The sequence below is a fragment of the Citrobacter sp. 172116965 genome (genome assembly GCF_013458095.1).
GTDB classification, from domain to species: Bacteria; Pseudomonadota; Gammaproteobacteria; order Enterobacterales; family Enterobacteriaceae; genus Citrobacter; species Citrobacter braakii.
The window spans coordinates 3,172,681-3,196,812 of sequence record NZ_CP046673.1 but is presented as its reverse complement, the minus strand read 5'-3'; the positions used below and the strand labels follow the sequence as shown (position 1 = coordinate 3,196,812).

General features: G+C 55.7%; 20 protein-coding genes. 11 read left to right on the top strand and 9 right to left on the bottom strand.

The window, feature by feature from the left end; genetic code table 11:
• The first annotated feature begins 4 nt into the window (after positions 1-4).
• From GPJ68_RS15590 to GPJ68_RS15545, 10 genes are all read left to right on the top strand, one after another.
• On the top strand, positions 5-1,708 hold the full coding sequence (locus GPJ68_RS15590; protein WP_180836809.1) for a phage tail protein: 1,704 nt from the start codon (positions 5-7) through the stop codon (positions 1,706-1,708).
• On the top strand, positions 1,708-2,286 hold the full coding sequence (locus tag GPJ68_RS15585; RefSeq protein WP_180836807.1) for a tail fiber assembly protein: 579 nt from the start codon (positions 1,708-1,710) through the stop codon (positions 2,284-2,286). Before GPJ68_RS15590 ends, GPJ68_RS15585 begins: the two co-directional genes overlap by 1 nt.
• A gap of 136 nt (positions 2,287-2,422) precedes the next feature.
• Positions 2,423-3,616: a phage tail sheath protein gene (locus GPJ68_RS15580; protein WP_180836805.1), complete on the top strand. Its 1,194-nt coding sequence runs from the start codon at positions 2,423-2,425 to the stop codon at positions 3,614-3,616.
• A 12-nt stretch (positions 3,617-3,628) separates the two neighbouring features.
• Complete coding sequence (locus GPJ68_RS15575; RefSeq protein WP_041327772.1) at positions 3,629-4,147, top strand: phage major tail tube protein; 519 nt, start codon at positions 3,629-3,631, stop codon at positions 4,145-4,147.
• A gap of 53 nt (positions 4,148-4,200) precedes the next feature.
• Positions 4,201-4,515 (top strand): phage tail assembly protein, encoded by a 315-nt coding sequence (locus tag GPJ68_RS15570; protein ID WP_180836803.1) that lies wholly within the window; start codon positions 4,201-4,203, stop codon positions 4,513-4,515.
• On the top strand, positions 4,512-4,670 hold the full coding sequence (locus GPJ68_RS15565) for a GpE family phage tail protein (RefSeq protein WP_370461225.1): 159 nt from the start codon (positions 4,512-4,514) through the stop codon (positions 4,668-4,670). Before GPJ68_RS15570 ends, GPJ68_RS15565 begins: the two co-directional genes overlap by 4 nt.
• A complete protein-coding gene (locus tag GPJ68_RS15560; RefSeq protein ID WP_180836798.1) occupies positions 4,660-7,101 on the top strand; it encodes a phage tail tape measure protein in 2,442 nt (813 codons plus the stop codon). Before GPJ68_RS15565 ends, GPJ68_RS15560 begins: the two co-directional genes overlap by 11 nt.
• Positions 7,102-7,114: 13 nt before the next feature.
• Positions 7,115-7,579 (top strand): phage tail protein, encoded by a 465-nt coding sequence (locus tag GPJ68_RS15555; RefSeq protein WP_071684322.1) that lies wholly within the window; start codon positions 7,115-7,117, stop codon positions 7,577-7,579.
• Complete coding sequence (locus GPJ68_RS15550; protein WP_097743152.1) at positions 7,576-8,745, top strand: phage late control D family protein; 1,170 nt, start codon at positions 7,576-7,578, stop codon at positions 8,743-8,745. The genes GPJ68_RS15555 and GPJ68_RS15550 overlap by 4 nt, the downstream gene beginning before the upstream one ends.
• 75 nt (positions 8,746-8,820) lie before the next feature.
• The gene (locus tag GPJ68_RS15545; RefSeq protein ID WP_016153611.1) at positions 8,821-9,042 is read left to right on the top strand and encodes a DNA-binding transcriptional regulator; all 222 of its coding nucleotides are present in this window, start codon (positions 8,821-8,823) and stop codon (positions 9,040-9,042) included.
• Between the two features lie 269 nt (positions 9,043-9,311).
• Here the strand turns inward: GPJ68_RS15545 and yegQ are convergent, their stop codons facing one another.
• The 8 genes from yegQ to GPJ68_RS15505 all read right to left on the bottom strand — a co-directional run bounded on the left by yegQ (position 9,312) and on the right by GPJ68_RS15505 (position 22,282).
• Positions 9,312-10,673, bottom strand: a complete 1,362-nt coding sequence (yegQ, locus tag GPJ68_RS15540) for a tRNA 5-hydroxyuridine modification protein YegQ (protein ID WP_019077151.1) — start codon at positions 10,671-10,673, stop codon at positions 9,312-9,314.
• A 159-nt stretch (positions 10,674-10,832) separates the two neighbouring features.
• Complete coding sequence (locus GPJ68_RS15535; protein WP_016153608.1) at positions 10,833-11,165, bottom strand: YegP family protein; 333 nt, start codon at positions 11,163-11,165, stop codon at positions 10,833-10,835.
• 135 nt (positions 11,166-11,300) lie between these two features.
• The gene (baeR, locus tag GPJ68_RS15530; RefSeq protein WP_180836796.1) at positions 11,301-12,023 is read right to left on the bottom strand and encodes a two-component system response regulator BaeR; all 723 of its coding nucleotides are present in this window, start codon (positions 12,021-12,023) and stop codon (positions 11,301-11,303) included.
• Positions 12,020-13,423 (bottom strand): two-component system sensor histidine kinase BaeS, encoded by a 1,404-nt coding sequence (gene baeS, locus GPJ68_RS15525; protein WP_016153606.1) that lies wholly within the window; start codon positions 13,421-13,423, stop codon positions 12,020-12,022. The genes baeR and baeS overlap by 4 nt, the downstream gene beginning before the upstream one ends.
• On the bottom strand, positions 13,423-14,835 hold the full coding sequence (locus GPJ68_RS15520; RefSeq protein ID WP_049269016.1) for an MFS transporter: 1,413 nt from the start codon (positions 14,833-14,835) through the stop codon (positions 13,423-13,425). Before GPJ68_RS15520 ends, baeS begins: the two co-directional genes overlap by 1 nt.
• Positions 14,832-17,912, bottom strand: coding sequence for a multidrug efflux RND transporter permease subunit MdtC (gene mdtC / locus GPJ68_RS15515; RefSeq protein ID WP_172860507.1), 3,081 nt, complete (start codon positions 17,910-17,912; stop codon positions 14,832-14,834). Before mdtC ends, GPJ68_RS15520 begins: the two co-directional genes overlap by 4 nt.
• Positions 17,913-21,035, bottom strand: coding sequence for an MdtB/MuxB family multidrug efflux RND transporter permease subunit (locus GPJ68_RS15510; RefSeq protein WP_180836793.1), 3,123 nt, complete (start codon positions 21,033-21,035; stop codon positions 17,913-17,915). It abuts the gene before it with no gap.
• The gene (locus tag GPJ68_RS15505) at positions 21,035-22,282 is read right to left on the bottom strand and encodes an MdtA/MuxA family multidrug efflux RND transporter periplasmic adaptor subunit (RefSeq protein ID WP_047414001.1); all 1,248 of its coding nucleotides are present in this window, start codon (positions 22,280-22,282) and stop codon (positions 21,035-21,037) included. The genes GPJ68_RS15510 and GPJ68_RS15505 overlap by 1 nt, the downstream gene beginning before the upstream one ends.
• Positions 22,283-22,561: 279 nt before the next feature.
• On the opposite strand from GPJ68_RS15505, the gene GPJ68_RS15500 reads away from it, so the two are divergent.
• The gene (locus GPJ68_RS15500) at positions 22,562-22,621 is read left to right on the top strand and encodes a type I toxin-antitoxin system Ibs family toxin (RefSeq protein WP_109017525.1); all 60 of its coding nucleotides are present in this window, start codon (positions 22,562-22,564) and stop codon (positions 22,619-22,621) included.
• A 99-nt stretch (positions 22,622-22,720) separates the two neighbouring features.
• Here the strand turns inward: GPJ68_RS15500 and yegD are convergent, their stop codons facing one another.
• Positions 22,721-24,073: a molecular chaperone gene (yegD, locus tag GPJ68_RS15495; RefSeq protein WP_104651467.1), complete on the bottom strand. Its 1,353-nt coding sequence runs from the start codon at positions 24,071-24,073 to the stop codon at positions 22,721-22,723.
• Positions 24,074-24,132 lie beyond the last annotated feature (59 nt).

The window sequence follows — 24,132 nt, the reverse complement described above, 5'->3', positions numbered from 1 at the left end:
AATAATGAGCACGAAATTTAAAACAATTATTACCACCACCGGAGCTGCAAAACTGGCGGCGGCCACGGTGCCGGGTGGTAAAAAGGTGAACCTTACCGCGATGGCCGTCGGGGATGGCGGCGGCGTACTGCCGGAGCCGAACGTCGGGCAGGTAAAGCTCATCAATGAAGTCTGGCGTCATGCGCTGAATAAAATCAGCCAGGACAACAAAAATAAAAACTATATCGTGGCTGAGCTGGTCATTCCTCCCGAGGTGGGCGGCTTCTGGATGCGTGAGCTGGGTCTGTATGATGACGCAGGCACGCTGATTGCCGTTGCCAATATGGCGGAGAGCTACAAGCCGGAGCTGGCGGAGGGCTCGGGGCGTGCGCAGACCTGTCGCATGGTGATTATCGTCAGCAGTATTGCCTCAGTGGAGCTGTCCATTGACGCGACAACGGTGATGGCGACTCAGGATTATGTCGACGACAAACTGGCCGAGCATGAGCAGTCCCGCAGGCATCCTGACGCCACGCTGAAAGAAAAAGGTTTTGTGCAGCTCAGCAGCGCGACCGACAGCACGTCTGAGACGCTCGCCGCGACGCCGAAAGCGGTTAAGGTGGCGTATGACCTTGCCAGTGGTAAATATACGGCTCAGGACGCGAGCACGGCGCAGAAAGGTCTGGTGAGACTCAGCAGCGCGACCGACAGCACGTCTGAAACCCTCGCCGCGACATCGAAAGCGGTTAAGACGGTGAATGATAATGTGAATGGTCGCGTCCCGTCTGAGCGAAAAGTTAACGGACATTCGCTGGCCGGTGATATCAGTGTCACCTCACAGGATATTTTTGACGGTCAGTGTGTTGAAATTGGTCCGGGTCAGGATCTGGATAATTACCAGACGCCGGGTCTGTATTTTCAGCCCGCAAATGCCAATACCAGTGCTGCTCTGCATTACCCGGAAAATAACGCCGGTTCCTTGATGGTTTTAAGAAGCGCAGGGATAACGCAGGTTTATCGCGTGTACAGCGGTTCGCGAAGTTATTCGCGGAGCAAATATTCCACGCAGCCATGGACGACGTGGACACCCGATGATGCTTTTCCTGTCGGGGCGCCGATTCCGTGGCCATCTGACATCGCCCCGCCCGCTTACGCCTTAATGCAGGGACAGTCATTTGATAAATTTGCATATCCATTGCTTGCTGTAGCGTATCCCTCTGGTGTTATCCCGGATATGCGTGGTCAGACGATAAAGGGCAAGCCGGACGGACGAGCGGTACTCTCGTATGAACAGGACGGTATTAAATCGCACGCTCACACAGCCAGTATTTCCGATACCGATTTGGGAACGAAATATACCAGCTCTTTTGATTATGGTTCAAAACCAACAACCAGTTTTGACTACGGCAATAAGTCCTCCACTGAGGGGGGATGGCACGTACATAACTTTCGTTATTGTGCTACGTCTGCATACCGGGATACTCCTGGCTCAGGGCTGGGGATGCACTCGTCGAATATTTCGTGGTCAGCCGGGGATCGCATTGAGGGGAGTGGTAATCATGCACATGTTACGTGGATTGGTCCCCATGATCACTGGGTTGGTATCGGTGAGCATAACCATTATGTGGTTATGGGGTATCACGGACATACAGCGACCGTTCATGCAACCGGGAATACAGAAAACACCGTTAAAAATATTGCGTTTAACTACATTGTGAGGCTTGCATAATGGCTTTTGAAATGACCGGAGAAAACCGGACAATTATTCTTTATAACCTTCGTTCAGATACAAATGAATTTATTGGGAAATCTGATGGGTTTATCCCTGCTAATACGGGCTTGCCTGCCTACAGCACCGATATTGAACCCCCAAAAGTAACGGCGGGTTTTGTGGCTGTTTTCGATGCTCAGGCTAATAAATGGTCGCGGGTGGAAGACCACCGCGGGACAACCGTTTATGACATCAGCACCGGTAAGCCCGCTGTTATTGAAAAGCTGGGCGCTCTGCCTGATAACGTTGTGTCGGTTGCACCTGACGGGGAGTATGTAAAATGGGATGGCGCTAAGTGGATCCACGATGCCGAAGCGGAAAAAACATTTCGTCAGGGGCAGGTGGCGCAGGAAAAAGCAAACCTGCTGATGATTGCGACATCGGCTATTGCCCCGCTGCAGGATGCCGTTGATCTGGATATGGCAACGGAAGACGAAGCGGCCGCGCTTAATGAATGGAAAAAATATCGGGTCATGCTCAACAGGGTCAAACCAGAAGATGCCCCCGATATCACATGGCCGGAACTGCCCGCATAACCGGCATCACTCAGGCGGGCGGTTGCCCGCGCTTTCCTGCTCCCCGGTTGTGTCAGACCTTATCCAACCCTGACAAATAGCCCGCCATCACCACACAACAGAAAATACACGCACCCTTAACCACGGAGTTAAACGGATGAGTGATTTTCATCATGGCGTAGAGGTCATCGAGATTAACGATGGCGTGCGCACCATTTCCACCGTCTCAACGGCCATCATCGGCATGGTCTGCACGGCCAGCGATGCTGACGAAAAGACATTTCCCCTCAATGAGCCGGTGCTCATTACCAACGTGCAAAGTGCTATCGGCAAGGCGGGAAAAAAGGGGACGCTGTCGACGTCCCTGCAGGCCATCGCTGACCAGTGCAAACCGGTCATTGTGGCCGTGCGCGTGGCCGAAGGTGTCGAAGACCCGGATGACCCGGAGGCCGGGAAGAAACAAACTATTTCCAACATCATCGGCACGACCGACGAAAACGGCAAATACACCGGCCTGAAAGCGCTGCTGGCGGCGCAGACCGTCACCGGCGTGAAGCCGCGCATTCTCGGTGTGCCGGGTCTTGACCCGCAGGAAGTGGCAACGGCGCTCGCGTCCACCTGCCAGAGCCTGCGCGCGTTTGGCTATGTCAGTGCGTGGGGCTGTAAAACCATTTCTGATGCCATCAACTACCGCGAGAATTTCAGCCAGCGTGAGCTGATGGTTATCTTCCCGGATTTTCTGGCATGGGACACCACGGCGAATGAGACTGCGACGGCCTGGGCAACGGCGCGCGCGCTCGGTCTGCGTGCCAAAATTGACCAGACCGTCGGCTGGCATAAAACCCTGTCAAACGTCGGCGTGAATGGCGTCACCGGCGTCAGCGCCTCGGTGTCGTGGGATTTGCAGGAGCCCGCGACCGACGCCAACCTGCTTAACAAAGCCGGTGTTACCACGCTTATCCGCAATGACGGTTTCAAGTTTTGGGGAAACCGCACCTGCTCAGATGACCCGCTTTTCCTGTATGAGAACTACACCCGCACCGCGCAGGTACTGGCCGACACGATGGCGGAGGCGCACGCGTGGGCGATGGATAAGCCCATCACCCCGACCCTGATTCGCGACATCGTGTCGGGCATCAATGCCAAATTCCGCGAGCTGAAAAATAACGGGTATATCGTTGACGGCTCCTGCTGGTACGACCCGGAGTCGAACGAGACCGCGACCCTCAAAGTCGGGAAGCTGTATATCGATTACGACTATACCCCCGTCCCGCCGCTGGAGAACCTGACCCTGCGCCAGCGCATCACCGATACCTATCTGGCGAACCTGTCGGATGCGGTCAACAGCTAAGGAGCTCAGAGCATGGCGTTACCCCGCAAACTTAAATATCTGAATATGTTCAACGATGGCCTCAGCTACATGGGCGTCGTTGAGTCCGTCACCCTGCCAAAGCTGACCCGCAAGCTGGAGAAATATCGCGGTGGCGGGATGCCGGGCGCGGTGTCGATTGACCTCGGGCTCGATGACGACGCGCTGTCGCTGGAGTGGACGCTCGGCGGTCTGCCCGACGTTGAGCTGTGGGCGCAGTATGCCTCGCCGGGGGCTGACAGTGTGCCGCTGCGCTTTACCGGCTCTTTCCAGCGTGATGACACCGGCGCGATTTCTGCCGTCGAGGTGGTGATGCGTGGCCGTCACAAAGAATATGACGGCGGTGAGAACAAGCAGGGCGAAAGCGGCACGACCAAAATGTCGACCGAGTGCGCCTATTACCAGCTCACGATTGATGGCCGCGAAGTCATCGAGATTGACGTCGTTAACATGGTGCTGAAAGTCGACGGCGTCGACCGTCTGGCGGAGCACCGCCGGGCGATTGGTCTGTAGTCCCATACCCGGTCAGTGAGGCTGGCCGGTCACTTTTCCTGATGAGAATACCCATGAAAAATATCAATGAAACTGCCGTTGCTGACACTGAAACCGTCAATCCGAATGTGGTGATGTTTGATACCCCGCTGATGCGCGGTGAGCAGAAAATTGAACAGGTCACGCTGACCAAACCGAATGCCGGAACCCTGCGCGGGGTGTCGCTGGCCTCGCTGGCGAATTCCGACGTTGATGCGCTGATTAAAGTGCTGCCGCGCATGACGTATCCCGCCCTGACTGAGCACGAGGTCGCGCGTCTCGATGCGTCAGATCTGATTTCGCTGGCCGGGAAGGTGGTCGGTTTTTTGTCGCCTGCTTCGGGGCGCTGACCTTTCCGAAAAACCTGTCGGTCGATGACCTGATGGCGGATATCGCGGTGATCTTCCACTGGCCGCCATCAGAGTTACATTCCCTGAGCGTGACCGAGCTCCTGACATGGCGCGACAGGGCGCTGCAACGAAGCGGAAACCATCATGAGCAATAACGTCAGAATCGAGGTGCTGCTGAATGCCGTCGACCGGGCAAGCCGACCGCTCAAAGCCATTCAGAACGCCAGCAAATCCCTGTCCGGTGACATCCGCACCTCACAGAAAAGCCTGCGCGAGCTGAATGCGCAGGCATCCCGTATCGACGGATTCCGAAAAGCCAGCGCACAGCTTGCCGTGACCGGTCACGCGCTTGATAAAGCGAAACAGGAAGCCGAAGCTCTTGCCACGCAGTTTAAAAATACGGAGCGCCCGACGCGTGCGCAGGCGCAGGTGCTTGAATCCGCGAAACGTGCCGCCGAAGGGCTGCAGACGAAATACAACAGCCTCACGGAGTCGGTAAAGCGCCAGCAGCGCGAGCTCGGTGCGGCGGGAATTAATACCCGTAATCTGGCAAATGATGAGCGGGGGCTTAAATCCCGCATCGCTGAAACTACCGTGCAGCTTAACCGTCAGCGCGAGGCACTGGCGAAAGTCAGCGCACAGCAGGCGAAGTTAAGCCGGGTAAAAGAACGGTATCAGGGCGGTAAATCACTGGCCGGTAACGCGGCGGCGGCGGGCGCTGCCGGTGTCGGTATTGCGACGGCGGGAACAATGGCCGGGGTTAAGCTGCTGACGCCGGGCTATGAGTTTGCGCAGAAGAACTCAGAGCTGCAGGCGGTGCTCGGTGTCGATAAACAGTCACCCGAAATGCAGGCGCTGCGCAAACAGGCGCGCCAGCTCGGGGACAATACGGCGGCCTCTGCCGATGATGCGGCGGGGGCGCAGATTATTATCGCCAAAAGTGGCGGGGATGCGGCGGCCATTCAGGCAGCGACGCCGGTGACGCTGAATATGGCGCTGTCCAACAAGCGCACGATGGAAGAGAACGCCGCGCTGCTGACCGGGATGAAATCAGCGTTTCAGCTCTCAAATGACAAGGTCGCGCATATTGGCGATGTTCTCTCGATGACGATGAACAAAACCGCCGCCGACTTTGACGGGATGAGCGATGCGCTGACCTATGCCGCGCCGGTGGCGAAAAATGCCGGGGTAAGTATCGAGGAAACCGCCGCGATGGTGGGGGCGCTGCACGATTCAAAAATCACCGGCTCGATGGCGGGGACGGGAAGCCGTGCCGTTATGAGTCACCTGCAGGCACCGACCGGCAAAGCCTACGACGCCATCAAAGAGCTCGGGGTGAAAACCTCCGACAGCAAGGGCAACACGCGCCCGATATTTTCCATCCTGAAAGAAATGCAGCGCAGTTTTGAAAAAAATAATCTCGGGACGGGTCAGCGCGCCGAATACATGAAAACCATTTTCGGGGAGGAGGCCAGCTCGGCGGCCGCCGTGCTGATGACGGCGGCCTTAACCGGCAAGCTCGATAAGCTCACCGCCGCGTTTAAAGCCTCGGACGGCAAGACTGAGGAGCTGGTTAAGGTTATGCAGGATAACCTCGGCGGCGACTTCAAAGAATTTCAGTCAGCCTATGAGGCGGTCGGGACTGACCTGTTTGACCAGCAGGATGGCTCACTGCGTAAGCTGACGCAGACGGCCACGCAGTATGTGCTCAGGCTTGACGGCTGGATCCAGAAAAATAAGGGGCTGGCGACCACTATCGGCGTGGTAGTCGGGGGTGCGCTGGCGCTGATCGGGGTGATGGGCGGGATTGGCCTTATCGCATGGCCGGTGGTGATGGGGATTAATGCCATCATAGCGGCGGCTGGCGTGCTCGGGGTGGTTTTCAGTACGGTCGGCGGCGCGATTGTCACGGGCATTGGCGCAATCAGCCTGCCGGTGCTGGCGGTTGCCGGAGCGGTGGTGGCCGGTGCGCTGCTCATCCGTAAATACTGGGAGCCGATTGGCGCATTTTTCTCGGGGGTGGTGGCGGGGCTGAAAGCCGCCTTTGCCCCGGTGGGGGCGATGTTTTCCCCGCTCGAGCCGGTGTTTGATGCCATTGCGGAAAAGCTGGGCGTTGTCTGCCAGTGGTTTAAAGACCTGCTTGCACCGGTGAAAGCCACGCAGGACACGCTCGACAGTTGCAAAAATGTCGGCGTGGCGTTTGGTCAGGCGCTGGCTGATGCGCTGATGACGCCGCTCAACCTGTTTAACAGCCTGAGCGGCAAGGTTGACTGGCTGCTGGAGAAACTCGGCGTTATCAAAAAAGAATCGACCGACCTCGACCAGACTGCAGCCAAAGCGGATAAGGCTTCACCGGGTGGCGGGTATATCCCTGCGACAGCGGGTTATGGCGGGTATCAGGCGTATCAGCCGGTCACTGCGCCTGCAGGCCGCTCTTATATCGACCAGAGCAAAAGCGAATACAACATCACTCTGCAGGGCGGCGTTGCGCCGGGTGGAGACCTTGACCGCCAGCTCCGCGACGCCGTCGATAAACTTGACCGTGAAAAGCGCGCGCGTCAGCGATCCAACATGAGACTCGACTGAGAGAGGGGGCAAAATGTTAATGGTGCTGGGCTTTTTTGTGTTTGAACGGCGCACCCTGCCGCATCAGTCGATGCAGTATTCGAAGGACTACCGGTGGGTGTCCAATGACCGTATCGGCAGGCGACCGGCTTATCAGTTTCTCGGGGAGGGGGAGACCTCGCGCACCCTGTCGGGGACGCTGTACCCTGAAATCACCGGCGGGCGTCTGTCGCTGCAGGCCATTGAGCTGATGGCCGATGAGGGGCGCGCGTGGCCGCTGATTGACGGAACCGGCATGATCCACGGGATGTACGTTATCGATAAAGTGACTCATAACCACACCGAGCTTTTCAGCGACGGCGCGGCGAGAAAAATCGAGTTCACTTTGTCCCTGAAACGTGTCGACGAGTCGCTCGCGGCCATGTATGGCGACCTGAAAACGCAGGCGGATAATCTGGTCACGTCTGCCAGTGAATGGGCGGGAGGGCTGGCAGGATGATAACGGGAATGAATATTCAGGCCGGGGCGCGTGTTGCCCCTGCGTATATGCTCACGCTGGACGGGGAGGATATCACGCAGAATTTCAGCGACCGGCTTATCGGCCTGACCATGACCGACAATCGCGGATTTGAGGCTGACCAGCTCGATATTGCGCTCGATGATACCGACGGGCTGGTCGAGCTGCCACCGCGCGGGGCATCGCTGACGCTGTGGCTGGGCTGGCAGGGCTCCGCACTGGTCAACAAGGGGAGTTTCACGGTTGATGAAATCGAGCACCGGGGCGCGCCTGATACGCTGACCATCCGGGGACGTAGCGCCGATTTTCGTGGGACGCTGAACTCCAGACGCGAACAGTCATGGCACGACACCACGCTCGGGGTGATTGTGGAGACCATCGCGCAGCGTAATAAGCTGACGGCCAGTGTTGCTGACTCCCTGAAAGCCATCGCCATTCCCCATATCGACCAGACGCAGGAATCCGACGCGGCGTTTTTGTCCCGACTTGCTGAGCGTAACGGTGCATCCGTGTCGGTGAAAGCCGGGAAATTATTATTCCTGAAAGCCGGTAGTGCGATGACGGCCAGTGGTAAGCCGATCCCCCAAATGACCGTTGAGCGTGGCGACGGCGACCGCCATCAGTTCGCCATTGCAGACCGGGAGGCTTACACCGGCGTGACGGCGAAATGGCTACATACCAGAGACCCGAAGCCACAAAGGCAAAAGGTGAAGCTCAAACGTAAACCCAAAGAACAGCATCTGCGCGCGCTGCAGCACCCGAAAGCCGCTAAAACATCGACAAAGGTCAGAGAGAAAAAGGCGCAGGAAGCCCGGGAAGGTGAGTATATGGCCGGAGAATCTGACAATGTTCTTGAGCTCACGACCATTTATGCCACAAAGGCGCAGGCTATGCGCGCGGCTCAGGCAAAGTGGGACAAGATACAGCGGGGCGTGGCGGAGTTTTCCATTACGCTTGCCACTGGCCGGGCTGATTTATTTCCTGAAACGCCGGTGGCCGTGAAAGGCTTTAAGCGCGTGATAGACGAGCAGGCATGGATTATCCGCCGTGTGGTGCACAGCCTTAACGGGAGCGGCTTCACGACGGGCTTAGAGCTTGAGGTTAAGGTTTCTGATGTGGAGTATGAGAGCGAAGAAATAGCGCAGTAATTTACTATATGTATTTGTTTTATAAGGTTAAAGTGAGTAAAATTGCTGTATTGAAAACGCTCAGAGGTGCTCATCATGTTTCACTGCCCGAAATGCCATTACGCCGCCCATGCCCGCACGAGTCGCTATTTTTCTGATACCACAAAAGAGCGGTATCATCAGTGCACAAACATCAACTGCAGTTGTACTTTTGTCACGACAGAAACCGTTGAGCGTTTCATTGTTTCACCGGGGGAAGTCGTACCAGCTCCACCGCACCCGACGATAACCGGTCAGCATCAAATGCCCTGGCTGTGAGCCAAAAGGAAACCCCGCAAATGCGGGGTTTTTTATCGATGTGGTCAATGTGTGGACATTGGAAGAAATAAATCCATTTATTTCAGTATATTACGTGCAAAAAATAAGCCTGCGTAAGGGAGATTACGCAGGCTAAGGAGGTGGTTCCTGGTACAGCTAGCATTTATGGGTTATGTTTTTCAGCGGATGAGATAATACCCTTAATGAACGAAGCGGTATGTGATCGATTTCTAAGAATCTTCCGAACGCTGAAAAATAACCGTAATTAACTACTTAGCATGTGGGTTGCGCGTGGACTCACCGGTAAAATTACGCATCAACAATGCATAATTCAGATCGATATCCTCCGGTACAGGCATCCACACGGTGTAACCATCGCCCGGCGCAACCGGCATCGCTTCGCCTTTCGCGTTTTCCATCTGTCCGAGGGTAAAGTTGATGTTGCCCTGTGGGGTCATCAGCTCCAGGCTGTCGCCGACGGTGAATTTATTTTTCACCAGCACAGCCGCCAGTTCACCTTTACGTTCGCCAGTGAATTCGCCGACAAACTGCTGACGCTCGGAAACAGAGAAGCCGTATTCGTAGTTCTGATAGTCGTCATGCGTATGGCGGCGCAGGAACCCCTCGGTGTAACCGCGATGCGCCAGACCTTCCAGCGTTTCCAGCAGTTGCGGGTCGAACGGTTTACCGGCAGCGGCATCATCAATGGCCTTGCGATAAACCTGCGCGGTACGTGCACAGTAATAGTATGATTTAGTACGGCCTTCAATTTTCAGCGAATGCACGCCCATCTGAGTCAGGCGCTCAACGTGGGCAATGGCACGTAAATCCTTCGAGTTCATGATGTAAGTGCCGTGTTCGTCTTCAAACGCGGTCATGTACTCACCCGGACGCTGGGCTTCTTCGATCATAAAGACTTTGTCAGTCGGCGCGCCAATACCCAGCGTCGGCTCAACATTTTGTACCGGGATAGGCTCGTACTTATGCACGATATTGCCCACCACGTCTTCTTTGCCTTCCTGCACGTTGTATTCCCAGCGGCAGGCATTGGTACAGGTACCCTGATTTGGGTCACGCTTGTTGATGTAGCCAGAGAGCAGGCAGCGGCCGGAGTAAGCCATGCACAGCGCGCCGTGAACAAAGATCTCAATTTCCATATCCGGCACCTGGGTGCGGATCTCTTCAATTTCTTCCAACGACAGTTCGCGGGACAGGATCACACGGGTCAATCCCATCTGCTTCCAGAATTTCACCGTTGCCCAGTTTACGGCGTTAGCCTGTACTGAAAGGTGAATGTCCATGTCAGGGAAGTTTTCGCGCACCAACATAATCAGACCAGGGTCGGACATGATCAGTGCATCCGGTCCCATTTCCACCACCGGTTTCAGGTCACGAATGAAGGTCTTCAGCTTGGCGTTATGCGGGGCAATATTAACCACCACATAGAATTTTTTACCCAGTTCATGGGCTTCATTAATGCCTAGCTGCAGGTTTTCGTGATTGAATTCGTTGTTGCGTACGCGCAGTGAGTAACGCGGTTGGCCCGCATATACAGCGTCTGCGCCATAGGCGAAAGCGTAACGCATGTTTTTCAGCGTTCCCGCCGGGGAAAGGAGTTCCGGTTTAAACATAATTTTCTCGTTCTGATGACAGGTCAGACTCGCCTCACTCAATGAGGCGATTAGGGGAGTGCCCCCATATTAAGGGCGGGCATTGTAGCGCTGTGGGGAAGACAGGTAAAGAAAAACGCCGGGCGACAGCGTGGCGTTACCCGGCTGAGCGAGTCATTATCAGGTTTTATCTTTTATCGTCTGACTTACACCATTGGTCTTAACTGAAGCAATACCGGTCTCGCGCGACTGTTCATTCGCATACAGTTGACTGCTACCAATAATCTGGTGGTTTGCTGCTTTCAGATTGAAATGCAATTTGCCATTAGCTGCCGTTTTTTTCTCGTAACGCTCGGCCAGAGGGCTGTTAGCCTGGACAGATGCGATCCCTTTTTCTGCCGCGCCTTTTGTCGTGTAAAGCTCACTGGTAAGGATAGTTTCCCCGTTTCCAGCCTTAAGAACAAAGCGGTACTGATCATCGCTACTCTTGCTTAATTCAAACCAACCAGCCATATGAACTCCTTGATTAAAGTTTTATATCAAACAGTTATTGACGACAGTGTTGCCACAAAGAGTATGAGCGATATTTGGAGAGTTGCTAGTCAACAGGACTCCACGAAGCCGCGGAGTCCTGCAGGACGGGAGTGTTTACGCAATTCGACAGGCGTCGGCTTCCCAGCGATACCCTACGCCATAGACCGCGCGGATAAACGACTGCTCCGCATCCAGCGATTCCAGCTTGCGTCGCAGGTTCTTGATATGGCTGTCGATGGTTCGGTCGGTAACGACACGGTAATCGTCATAGAGATGATTGAGCAACTGTTCACGGGAGAACACTTTTCCCGGTTCATGCGACAACGTTTTGAGTAAGCGAAATTCAGCAGGCGTTAAGTCGAGCATTTTCCCACGCCAGGACGCCTGAAAACGACCTTCATCGACGATCAACGGGCTGTCAGCATCCATCTGTTGCAGTTCGCGCTGCGGCTTGCAACGGCGCAGAATCGTCTTCACGCGAGCAACAACTTCACGCGGGCTGTAGGGTTTGCAAGTATAATCATCCGCACCGATCTCCAGCCCCAGCAGGCGATCAATTTCTTCTATCTTGGCGGTTACCATCATGATGGGGACTTCAGAGAATCGGCGGATTTCCCGGCACAGAGTCAGGCCGTCGGTACCAGGCAGCATCAGATCCAACAAGATCAGATCGGGCGGCGTCTGACGCACGTAAGGAAGAACCAGATCGCCGTGGCTGATGAGCGTAGGAGCGTAGCTTGCCGCGCGCAGATAGTCGATAAGCAGTTGCCCCAGCTTGGGCTCGTCTTCCACGATCAGAATACGCGGCGTGTTTTCATCAATGGGTAACTCAGTCATACATCTCTCTGTAAATCGCGTTCCAGCGGTAATGTTACTGTAATGCTAACCCCGCCAAAAGGCGAATGGGCGGCGCGAATCAGACCATTATGCGCCTGTACGATATTGACGCAAATTGCCAGCCCCAGCCCGGAACCACCGCTGGCACGGTTACGCGAGCCTTCGGTGCGATAAAAGCGTTCAAACAGCTTCTGTAACTGGTCGTCACTTACGCCGGGAGCGGAATCAGCGAAGGTTAATAAAACCATACGCTCGCGTTGTTCGGCGCTGATGTGCAGCCCACCGCCGCTGTCGGTGTAGCGCAGACTGTTTTCCAGCAGATTGTTGAACAACTGCATCAAACGATCCCTGTCGCCAAATACCGTCATGCTGTCCGGGAGTGAAAGTTGTATCGTCAGTCCACGGCTGGCAAAGCGTTCACGAAATGCGCCACTTGCCACTTCCAACAGGGGGATGAGATCCAGCGATGTTTTCTGGTAGGCCAGCGCGCCTTCATCGGACATGGAGAGCTGATGCAGATCGTCCACCAGCTTGGTGAGCGTACCCACTTCAGCTTGCAAAGAGGCAACGGAGTCAGGGGTGAACTGGCGTACGCCATCCTGAATGGCCTCCAGTTCACCGCGCAACACCGCTAACGGCGTACGCAGTTCGTGAGAAATATCGGCCATAAAGTCACGACGCATCTGCTGGTTTTTTTCCAGCGTACTGGCAAGCTGGTTGAAGTCCTGCGCCAGCTTGCCCAGCTCATCCGTACTGGTCGGCGCAACGCGAGTGGTGAAATCGCCAGCCGCCAGTTTGTGCGTGCCTTCTACCAACCGCTTGACCGGGGCCAGCAGGCTGCGCGCCAGCGTAAACGTTGCCAGCGCCGCCAGGATCGTGGAGAGCGCGACGATGAGCCAACTGGAACGCCTTTGCTGCATGTCGAAATTGATATCCGTATTGCGCGTTAAGCGTTCCACGGGAGAGGCAATCACGGCACCGACTTCGCTACCGTTGACGCGGATCGGATGGCGCATACCGTCACGGGGGACCGGAGCACGCGGACCGACCAGCACGCGGGCATTTTGGTCGACAACCCAAAACTGCGTACGCCAGCCGTGCGGCGGCATGCCGGGGCCGGGTTTATCATCGTCGTTGTCGTGTTCAAAAGAGCGCAGGATCTGAAAAACAAACCGATCGTTATTGCGTAAGAATCGCCAGTTGCCGTGCTGTTCATACTGCTCGCTTAATGCGTCGCTGAGCATTTGCAGCCGCTGTTCGTTACCGTGCTTGATATAGTCAATAAAACCGCGTTCGAAGCTTATGCGTACGGCCCAGTGCATGCTGATCAGCAATACGATGCAGGTGGCGAAAATCGCCAGAAACAGTTTGCCGGTGATACCGGGCCGCCAGAACTTCATCAGGTGCTCCTCTTGCGCCGTGAAATCACCGCGTTGGTTTGCGTGTCGTTCGGCACGCGGGCAAAAATAATGGCGGGCAGCGCGATAATGAATGCGATGCACAGCCAGGTATACATAAAGACGGTATGCGTACTTCCGCTGTCGATGACGCTATGCTGCTGACCGAACATGCCTAGCAGCAGTCCCGCGATTGTCACCCCGATACTCATCGACAGCTGCATGATCATTGACAGCAGGCTGTTACCACTGCTGGCGAGATCGTCAGGCAGGTCTTTTAACGTCAGGGTGTTCATGGATGAAAAGCGCGTTGAGTTGACCATTCCCTGTAAGAACAGTACGAAGGGCAGGGCGTAATACCAGCCGAGCAGCGCGGTGCTCATCAGCAGCAGACTGACCAGCGACAGGCCAAGCGTTGTAACGACCAGTACGCGACGGTAGCCAAAGCGGTTAACGACCTGCACCACAATGCGCTTCATGCCCATACTGCCGAGCACCATCGGGATCATCATCAGCCCGGCATGAAAGGGGGAAAAACCGAGGCCTATTTGTAAAAACACCGGCGTCATAAACGGCAGCATACCGCTACCGATGCGTCCGGCAAAACTGCCGAAAAGACCCAGCGAGAAGGTCGGTGTGCGAAACAGATTCAGGCTGAACAGCGCGCGTGGATTACGATGGGCGTGTTTCAGATACAGCGCAATAGCCAGCACTCCGCAGATAACCAACGCTGCCAGCGAGATACTGGAGATGCCGGTTCCTTTACTGCCATCAAGTGCCAGCGTCAGTACCGCCATGCCGACTGCCAGCATCGCAAATCCGGAGAGATCGAAGCGTCGGGTTTGCATGGTGTAGTTGGGCATCAGCATTAACGTCGCTATCGCGCCGACAATACCAACCGGAATGTTAATCAAAAATATCCAGTGCCAGGAGGCGTACTCAACCAGAATACCGCCTAATGCCGGTCCCAGTAGCGGGCCAATCTGACCGGGCAATGTGACAAACGTCATCGCCGCCATATATTGCTCACGCGGGACGATTTTCATCACCGTTAGCCTGCCGACCGGCACCATCATCGCACCGCCAACGCCTTGTAAGACGCGCGCCATCACCAGCTCGTTGAGTGTGCTGGACCCGGCGCAAAACAGCGAGCCAAGCGTAAACAGGATGATGGCGGTGAAGAAGATATTACGCACGCCAACTTTGTCCGCCAGCCATCCGCTGGCGGGCAGCATCACGGCAACGGTTAAAACATATGACACAATGACCATATGCATGTGTAACGGGCTTTCCCCGAGGCTTGCCGCCATCGAGGGAAGCGCAGTATTCACGATGGTGGTATCCAGCGACTGCATAAAAAAGCCGAATGCCACAATCCAAAGTTGCCAGCGGGTGCTGTCGGCAAGTTCTGTCATAACTCTGCTACCGGTTTGCTATTTTTACGCGAAAAACGCAGACGCAGGCGGTCGAAAAAGAGATAGACCACGGGCGTGGTGTACAGCGTCAGGAGTTGACTCACGACCAGCCCGCCGACAATGGTTATCCCCAACGGTTGACGTAGTTCGGAGCCATCCCCGGCGGATAACACCAGCGGCAGCGCGCCAAACAACGCCGCCAGCGTGGTCATCATGATTGGGCGAAAGCGCAGCAGGCAGGCCTGGAAAATGGCTTCTTCTGGCTGCAGCTTGCCGTTTCTCTGCGCTTCCAGCGCAAAATCGACCATCATGATGGCATTTTTCTTCACAATACCAATTAATAGCATTATCCCTATCAGGGCGATTAGGCTGAACGGGGCATTGAACAGCTCCAGCGCCAGCAAAGCCCCGACGCCAGCTGAAGGTAGCGTGGAGAGAATGGTTAGGGGATGAACATAGCTTTCATACAGCATACCCAGAACGATGTAGACCGTGGCGATGGCGGCGATAATCAGGATCACCTGTGAGTTCATGGTGTCCTGAAATACCTGTGCCGTGCCGGCAAAGCTACCGCGAACCGTGGAGGGGACGCCGAGCTGGGTCATGGTTCTGTTGATAGCCTCTGTCGCCTCAGACAGTGAAGAACCTGTTGGCAGGTTAAACGACACGGTTGAGGCAGCGGACAAGCCCTGATGGTTTACCGACAGCGGGGCATTCGCCGGTTGCCATTTGGCAAAGTACGATAGCGGGATTGCCTTACCTTCATTGTTGATGACGAACATTTTATCCAGCGCACTGATATCCTGGGTGTAACGTCGATCGACCTCCATCACCACTTTGTACTGGTTCATCGGTTGATAAATAGTTGAAATTTGCCGTTGTCCAAAAGCGTTGTTCAACAGGCTGTTAGCGGCTGCAACGTCGATCCCCAGACGAGACATGGTGTCGCGATCGTAGACCAGGTTCATTTCCGCGCCATTGTCCTGCTGATCTGAGTTGACATCCGCCAGTTGGGGCAGGGCGGCAAGCGCCTTACGGATCTTCGGTTCCCACTCGCGCAGTGCCGCCAGATCGTCAGAAAGCAATGTGTATTGATAGCTGGCATTGGCCTGGCGACCGCCGACGCGAATATCCTGCACCGCCATCAGAAACAGATTCGCGCCAGGCTCTTTTGCAAGCGCGACGCGCAGGCGGTCGATCACCTGCTGAGCGGTTTCACCGCGCTCATCGCGTGGCTTGAGGGTGATAAACATCATCCCGCTGTTAACCCGGGAACCGCCGGTAAAACCGGTGACGTTATTCACCGCCGGGTCGTCGCGGATGATCTTCATAAAGTCCTGCAGTTTGCCGCGCATCGCCTGGAAAGAGATGCTCTGGTCGGCCTGAATCCCCCCCATCAACACACCCGTATCTTGCTCCGGGAAGAAGGTTTTGGGGATGGAAATATAAAGCCAGATATTCAGCGCAATGGTGCCAAGTAACACCACGCCAACCAGTCGCGTATGGCGCAGCACCCATTTAAGCGAAGTGCCGTAACTCTGTTGCAGTGCCACCAGCACACGACCAAAACCTCGTTTACGAGACTGTTCACGCGGGGCGCTGGATTTGAGCATCCAGCCACACATCATTGGCGTTAATGTCAGCGACACCAGCAGCGAGATACCGATAGCAACTGACAGCGTGACGGCAAATTCGCGCAGCAAGCGCCCAGGCAATCCGCCCATTAACAGCAGCGGGAGGAACACCGCTACCAGCGACAGGCTCATTGAGAGCACCGTGAATCCCACTTCGCGCGTACCTTGTAGCGCCGCCTGCAGTGGCTTCATTCCCGCTTCCAGGTGGCGGGCAATATTTTCCAGCACCACTATTGCGTCATCAACGACAAATCCCGTGGCAATGGTCAACGCCATTAATGACAGGTTGTTCAGGCTGAACCCGCACAGATACATGGCGGCAAAGGTACCGATCAGCGAGACCGGAACCGCTACCGCAGGGATCAGGGTCGCGCGCCCGGAGCGCAGGAAAACAAAGACCACCAGGATAACCAGCACAACGGAGATAATCAGCGTCTGTTCGACTTCCTCCAGCGAGGCGCGAATGGTCGGTGAACGATCCTGGGCAATTTGTAGATCGATGGCGGCCGGGACCAGCGTTTGTAACTCCGGTAATTTGGCCCGAATGCTGTCTACCGTCTGAATAATATTGGCTTCTGGCAACTTGCGGATCATCAGCAGGATAGCCGGTTTTGCGTTGGTCATCCCCGCGTTACGTACGTCCTGCACCGAGTCGCTCACAGACGCAACATCGCCCAGCCGCACCGCAGCGCCGTTATTGTAGTGGATAATAATCGGCTGGTACTCGGCGGCGGTTTTCAGCTCATCGTTGGTTTGTACCTGCCAGCGGTGGGTATCATTCTCGATAGCTCCCTGCGGCTTACGCACATTGGCGTTAGCAATCGCGCTACGCACGTCGTCCAGCGACACGCCCTGATTAAACAGCGCTTGCGGATTAAGCCCTACGCGCACGGCAGGCAGAGAGCTGCCCCCAACGTCGACGTCACCCACGCCGTCGATTTGCGCGATGGTCTGTGCTAATTGGGTTGATGCGAAATCGTACAGCTCACCCTGCGAGTAAGTGTCCGACGTGAGCGTCAGGATCATGATTGGCGCATCGGAAGGGTTGGCTTTGCGGTACGTGGGGCGGCTTGGCATGCCGCTGGGTAGCAGGCTTTGCGCTGCGTTGATCGCGGCCTGAACATCCCGCGCCGCGCCATTGATGTCACGGTCGAATTTGAATTCAAGAATAATGCGCGTACTGCCAAGGGAACTGCTCGAGGTCATTTCGTTCACGCCCGCGATGCGCCCCAGTGAGCGCTCCAGCGGGGTGGCTACCGAAGACGCCATCGTTTCAGGGGAAGCGCCGGGTAATGATGCGCTGACCATGATCACCGGGAAATCCACCTGCGGCAGCGGAGCTACCGGCAGCAGACGAAAGCCCAGTATCCCGCACAGGGTGATGGCCACCGAAATGAGAATGGTCGCCACCGGACGATGAATGAAAAGCGCGAAAAATTTCATTTACGCTTCCTCTTCCTGACGCGGGAAGCGGCTTTTCACGTACAGCGACAGACGGTCAAACAGCAGATAAATCACCGGGGTGGTAAACAGGGTTAATACCTGGCTTACCAGCAGACCGCCGACCATACCAATTCCTAATGGACGACGTAATTCGGCCCCCACGCCGGTACTTAACATCAGCGGCAACGCGCCGAGCAGTGCCGCCAGCGTAGTCATCAGAATCGGGCGAAAACGCAGCAGACAGGCCTGGAAAATAGCGTCGCGTGGGGTCATGCCCTGTTCGCGCTCCGCGGCAAGGGCGAAGTCGATCATCATGATGGCGTTTTTCTTGACGATACCGATGAGCAAAATAATGCCGATAATCGCGATGACGTCCAGTTCACTGCCGGCAATCATTAACGCCAGGAGGGCGCCGACGCCCGCCGTGGGTAGCGTGGAGAGAATGGTAATCGGGTGAATAAAGCTCTCATACAGCACGCCGAGGACGATATACATCGCGACAACCGCAGCCACAATCAACCAGATGGTATTACCCAGCGCGGCCTGGAAAGCGAGCGTACTGCCCTGGAACTGGGTGGTAATATTTGCTGGTAGATTGAGCGTTTTTTCGGCATCCAGAATTGCCTGCACCGCATCGCCCAGCGAATGATCGTCCGGTACGTTGAACGAGATGGTGGTGACCGGGAACTGATCGAGGTGGTTAATCGACAGCGGAGCGAAACGCTGTTCAATGCTGGCGATTGCGCTGAGCGGAACCACGCCGCCGTCGCTGCTGGTCAGACGGATAGTGTCCAGTGCAGCAAGCCCCGGCGTACTATTGGTGTCATGTTCCAACACGATGCGATACTGGTTGGCCTGGGTGTAGATGGTTGAAATCAGTCGCTGGCCGAAGGCGTTGTACAGGGCGTTATCGACATCCGCCATGCTGATGCCTAAACGGCTGGCGCTATCGCGATTGACGTTCACATACGCCACCAGCCCTTTGTCCTGCCAGTCGCTACTGACATCGGACAGTTGCGGTAGCTGGTGTAGTTTTTCTAACAGCTGTGGAACCCAGGTGCTGAGGGCGTCAAGGGACGTTGCTTGCAGCGTAAACTGATATTGCGTCCGGCTGACCTGGGTATCAATCGTCAGGTCCTGGGTGGGCTGAAGATAGAGATCAACGCCGGGTACTCTGTCAACCGCGTCCTGTAGGCGTGCGATCACTTTCTGCACGTGATCGTCGCGATCGTCCAGCGGCTTAAGGTTGATTTGCAGACGCGCGCTGTTCAATGCCGGATTAGTACCATCCACGCCGACAAAAGCGGTCAGGCTCTCTACCGCCGGATCTCGAAGGATGACATCGGAAACCTGGCGCTGGCGCTGGGCCATGCTGGCAAATGAACTGGACTGCGGCGCCTGCAGCGTACCCTGGATGATGCCGTTGTCCTGGATTGGGAAGAACCCTTTGGGGATAAAGACCCATAACATAACGCTCAGTGCCAGCGTGCCGAGCGCCACGCCCAGCGTGAGCCACGGATGGTTCAGCACTTTTGCCAGCCAGTGACCGTACCCGGCAATGACGCGATCGAACATTCGCTCCGAGGCACGGGAAAAGCGGTTTTGCTTACGCAACGAGGCCTGATTAAGCATGCGCGCGCACATCATCGGCGTGAGGGTGAGCGAGACGACGGCGGAAATCAGAATTGCCACGGCCAGCGTAACGGCAAACTCGCGGAATAATCGGCCAACGATATCACCCATAAACAACAGTGGGATCAGCACGGCGATTAGCGAAAATGTCAGAGAGATGATGGTAAAACCAATCTCACCAGCCCCCTTCAGGGCGGCAGTCAGCGGTTTTTCGCCTTTTTCGATATAGCGAGAAATATTCTCGATAACCACGATAGCGTCATCCACTACGAATCCTGTCGCGATGGTTAGCGCCATTAGGGTCAGGTTATTGATGGAGAAATCAAGAAATACCATCACCGCGAAGGTGCCGATGAGCGACAATGGAACGGCGACCGCAGGAATAATCGTCGCCGGAATATTGCGCAGGAACAGGTAGATGATCATCACCACCAGCGCAATCGCCAGCATTAGCTCAAACTGGGTGTCTGCAACGGACGCACGAATATTGGTCGTACGATCCGAAAGCACGCTGACCTTAACTGATTTGGGCAGGCTTTCGGTGAGCTGCGGCAGCATTTGACGGATACTGTCTGCCGTGGAGATGATGTTCGCCCCAGGCTGGCGCTGAACATTCATCACAATGGCTTGTTGCTTATTGGCCCATGCGCCCAGCCAGCTATTTTCTGCCCCTTGTTCGACGGTGGCGACATCGCCCAGACGAACCGGCGCACCGTTTTTATAGGCCACGATGAGCTGGCGATATTCGTCTGCGGACTGCATCTGGTCGTTGGCGGAAAGGGTGACAGCACGCGTTGGGCCATCAAGACTCCCTTTTGCCGAATTGACGTTAGCCCCGGTAATGGCTGTACGGATGGTTTCGCTGGTCAGACCGAGTGCGGCAATAGCCTGTGCGTTAAGCTTCACGCGGACCGCCGGCCGTTGCCCGCCGGAAAGTGTTACCAGACCGACACCGGAAACCTGAGAGATTTTCTGCGCGACGCGGGTTTCGACCATATCTTCCACCTGCGTCATCGGCATGGCGTTGGACGTGACCGCCAGCGTCATGATCGGTGGATCTGCCGGGTTTACCTTGCTGTAGACCGGCGGATTGGGCAGATCGCCCGGTAATAAATTGGTGGCGGCGTTAATCGCAGCCTGAACTTCCTGCTCGGCAACATCCAGCGGGAGCGTCAGTTGAAACTGCAACGTGACGACCGATGCGCCGCCGGAACTTTGCGAGGACATCTGTTTTAAGCCGGACATCTGTCCGAACTGACGCTCAAGCGGCGCGGTTACCGCCGAGGTCATGACGTCCGGGCTGGCGCCCGGGTACAGCGTAACGACCTGAATCGTGGGGTAATCGACTTCCGGTAAGGCGGCGATCGGCAGGAAACGATAACCGATAATACCGGCAAGCAAAATCGCGACCATCAGCAGCGTGGTGGCGACAGGTCGCAGAATAAACAGGCGTGATGGCCCGCCTGTGTTGTGCGGAGGTAACACCTGCATCAGGAGTTAGCTCCTTTTTTGCCGTATCCGCGGGGCGCAGTTTTCTCATCCTGAGCAGAGGCGTCATGCGCCTCTACGACTTCTACTTTTGCGCCTTCCGTCAGGCGGTCAATACCGTCGGTTATGACCCGATCGCCTGCGGACAACCCGGCGGCGATCACTACTTTTTGGCTATCCTGAATACCTGGTTTAACCAGATGTTTGCTCACTTTATTCTCGCTGTTCAGCACCCAGACAAAATGGCCCTCATTGCCCATCTGCAGGGCGGCCGTTGGGATCACCACGGCGTTTTGTTCCGTGTCGACCAGCATGCGGGCGTTAACGAACTGGTTAGGGAATAAAGCATCATCCTGATTGTCAAAACGGGCTTTAACTTTGATGGTTCCGGTCGTGGCATCAATCTGATTGTCGAGACTGAGCAGGACGCCTTCGCTCAGTTTTTGCGAATTGGTTCGGTCCCAGGCTTCGACCTTTAACGGAGTCCCCGATTTTTGCGCCCGCAACACGGTGGCAATGTCGTTTTCAGGCAAGGTGAATATCAGGTCGATAGGATGGGTTTGCGTAATGACGACGATTCCGGTGGTATCGCCGCTGGAAATTTGGTTACCGACGTCGACCTGCTTCAGACCGACACGCCCCTCTACAGGCGCGGTTATCCGGCTCCAGTCAAGCTGCAATTGGGCGCTGGCGACGCTGGCTTCATCGGCTTTGATTGTCCCTAACGTTTCATTTACCAGCGCCTGCTGGGCATCCAGCTCCTGGCGGGAGACCAGATTAGTTTTCACCAACTGTTGATAGCGGGCAAGATCGCGACGGGCATTTGCCAGCGTGGCTTTATCTTTTGCCAGTTGGCCTTGCGCCTGAGCCAGAGCAACTTTGAACTGGCTGGGATCTATCTCTGCCAGCAGGTCGCCGGCTTTTACCTGCTGTCCTTCCTCGAAGTGTAAGGCAATGAGCTGACCATCCACCCGGCTACGTACCGTGGCGGTATTTGCGGCAGTAATGGTACCCAGTCCTGTCAGGTAACGCGGAACGGCTTCCATGGCGGCGGTGGCAGCCTGAACGGGAGCCAACGGCCCGGAGCGCATTCCACGCCGTCCCGAACCTGGCGTGTGCTGCGCTGGTTTGGTAGCGCCCGGTGCGTTTTCCTGGGCGTCGTTACGGCTTTGCCAGAACCAGATGGCGGCGACGGTGGCCACAACGATCGCGATTGCTATCACCCAGCGGGATTTTTTACTGCCTTTCATTGTTATAAGTTTCTCATCCTGAAACGATTCGCGGAATGATACTAGTTTAGCCAGCGAACAAGGGAGAAAAATGGAGGAATTATGAAACACTGTCGGGATTCGTCTGAATGCTAATGCGGCTTTGCGAAGCGTTACGCAACAATCGGTGGTGAAGATAGCGAATACGTGATTGTGCGTTAGAGTGCTGACAAGGCAAAAAGGAGGAAAGCCAGAGATTTCAGCGGGACGCTGGAACGGAAAAGCCCCTCCCGAGGAAGGGGCCAAAATAAGGAAAGGGTTATGATGAAGCAGGTCATCATACTGGTGATACTCTTAGTGATTAGCTTACCGGCTTACTAAGACACCAGGAGGAGGGGAAGCCCTCCCTAACCCTCACTCCTGAAATTAAGCCACAGCAATGGTGATGTCAATACGCGTACTTTTCAGCATGCGAGCCGCTTAGCGGAAAACAACGTCAGCCCAGCGGGCCAGTCCGGCAGTAACGGAACCGAAATCATCGCCCCCCGCGATCGGAATCCCGGGAAGTTGCTGGGCGAGGGCTTTTTTAATCAGCGGCGAACGCGCGCTACCGCCGGTCAGGTAAATCACGTCCGGTTTTTCCTGCGCGTTTTCAAGCGCCAGTTGAACCTGCTCCAGAATGCGCGCCAGGGGCTGATTGAGCGCAGCTTCCAGCCCGTGTTGACTGATATCGGTTGCCAGCGTGTTGCTGATAAACGGTATCGCCGCCGTCACAATGGTCTGATCGGAGAGCGCGATTTTGCTCTCTTCTGCGCTGCGCACCAGGCGATAGCTCAGACGCTCGCGCCAGACTTTAAGCAGTAGGGCGACTTTATCGGCTTCTTTCGCGTCGCGGACAAGATCGTTGAGCAAGCGACAGTTGGCGCTACTGTAGAAGTCACTTTGCGCGGGAACATCGTTGATCGCGACCGCGTTCCACCAGGGCAGAATAGGTAAGGCGATCCCTTTTTCCGTTTCTCCCCCCATACCGAGCAGCGGCATCAGATGTTTAAACGCCAGCGCAATATCCAGATCGTTCCCGCCAACGCGGCAGCCGCTGTGCCCCAGCAGGCTGTTTTCGCGATCGGCGCGCTGATGCCATTGCGGCCCCATCAGCAGCAGTGAACAGTCGGTTGTACCCCCGCCAATATCCACTACCAGCACGCGTTTTTCTTCCTGCAGCGTGGCTTCGTAATCCAGACCAGCCGCTACCGGCTCGTACTGGAAGACGACATCCTGAAAACCGGCGCGTTTGGCCGCACGTTCAAGAATACCCTGCGCCTGGGCGTTGGCGTCATCGCCCCCTAACCCCTGGAAGTTGATGGGACGACCAATAACGGCCTGGGTGATGGCTTCCGGTAACTGATTTTGTGCCTGGTTGCGTATGTGCAGCATCATCGCGCAGACCAGATCTTCAAACAGCGCAACCTGCTGCGGCTTCAGACCGCTGGCACCCAAAAATGATTTTGGCGATTTAACGAAGTACACCTCTTCCGGGTCTTCAATATATTGACCCAGCGATGCCAGACCGAACTGCACGCTGTTGGCGTTAACGTCGATGTCTTCTTCGCGGTTATAGCGCATCGCGCGGCGAAGCAGCGCCTGCGTTTCGTCGTCGGTGGTTGGGATGTCGTGATGGCGATACAGCCACTCGCTGACCGCTTCGCGCGTTGGCGCGCACAGCATTGAAGGCAGAAGCGTGCTGTTATTTTCCATTTTGAGCAGGTGAGGCTGCCCGTCACGCATAACGGCCACTGAACAGTTTGCCGTACCGTAGTCAAAACCAATAAACACCGTAAAAATCCCCATGCCAGTGAAGAAGGGGCGTGACTTTAACGAAATGTTGACGCTCC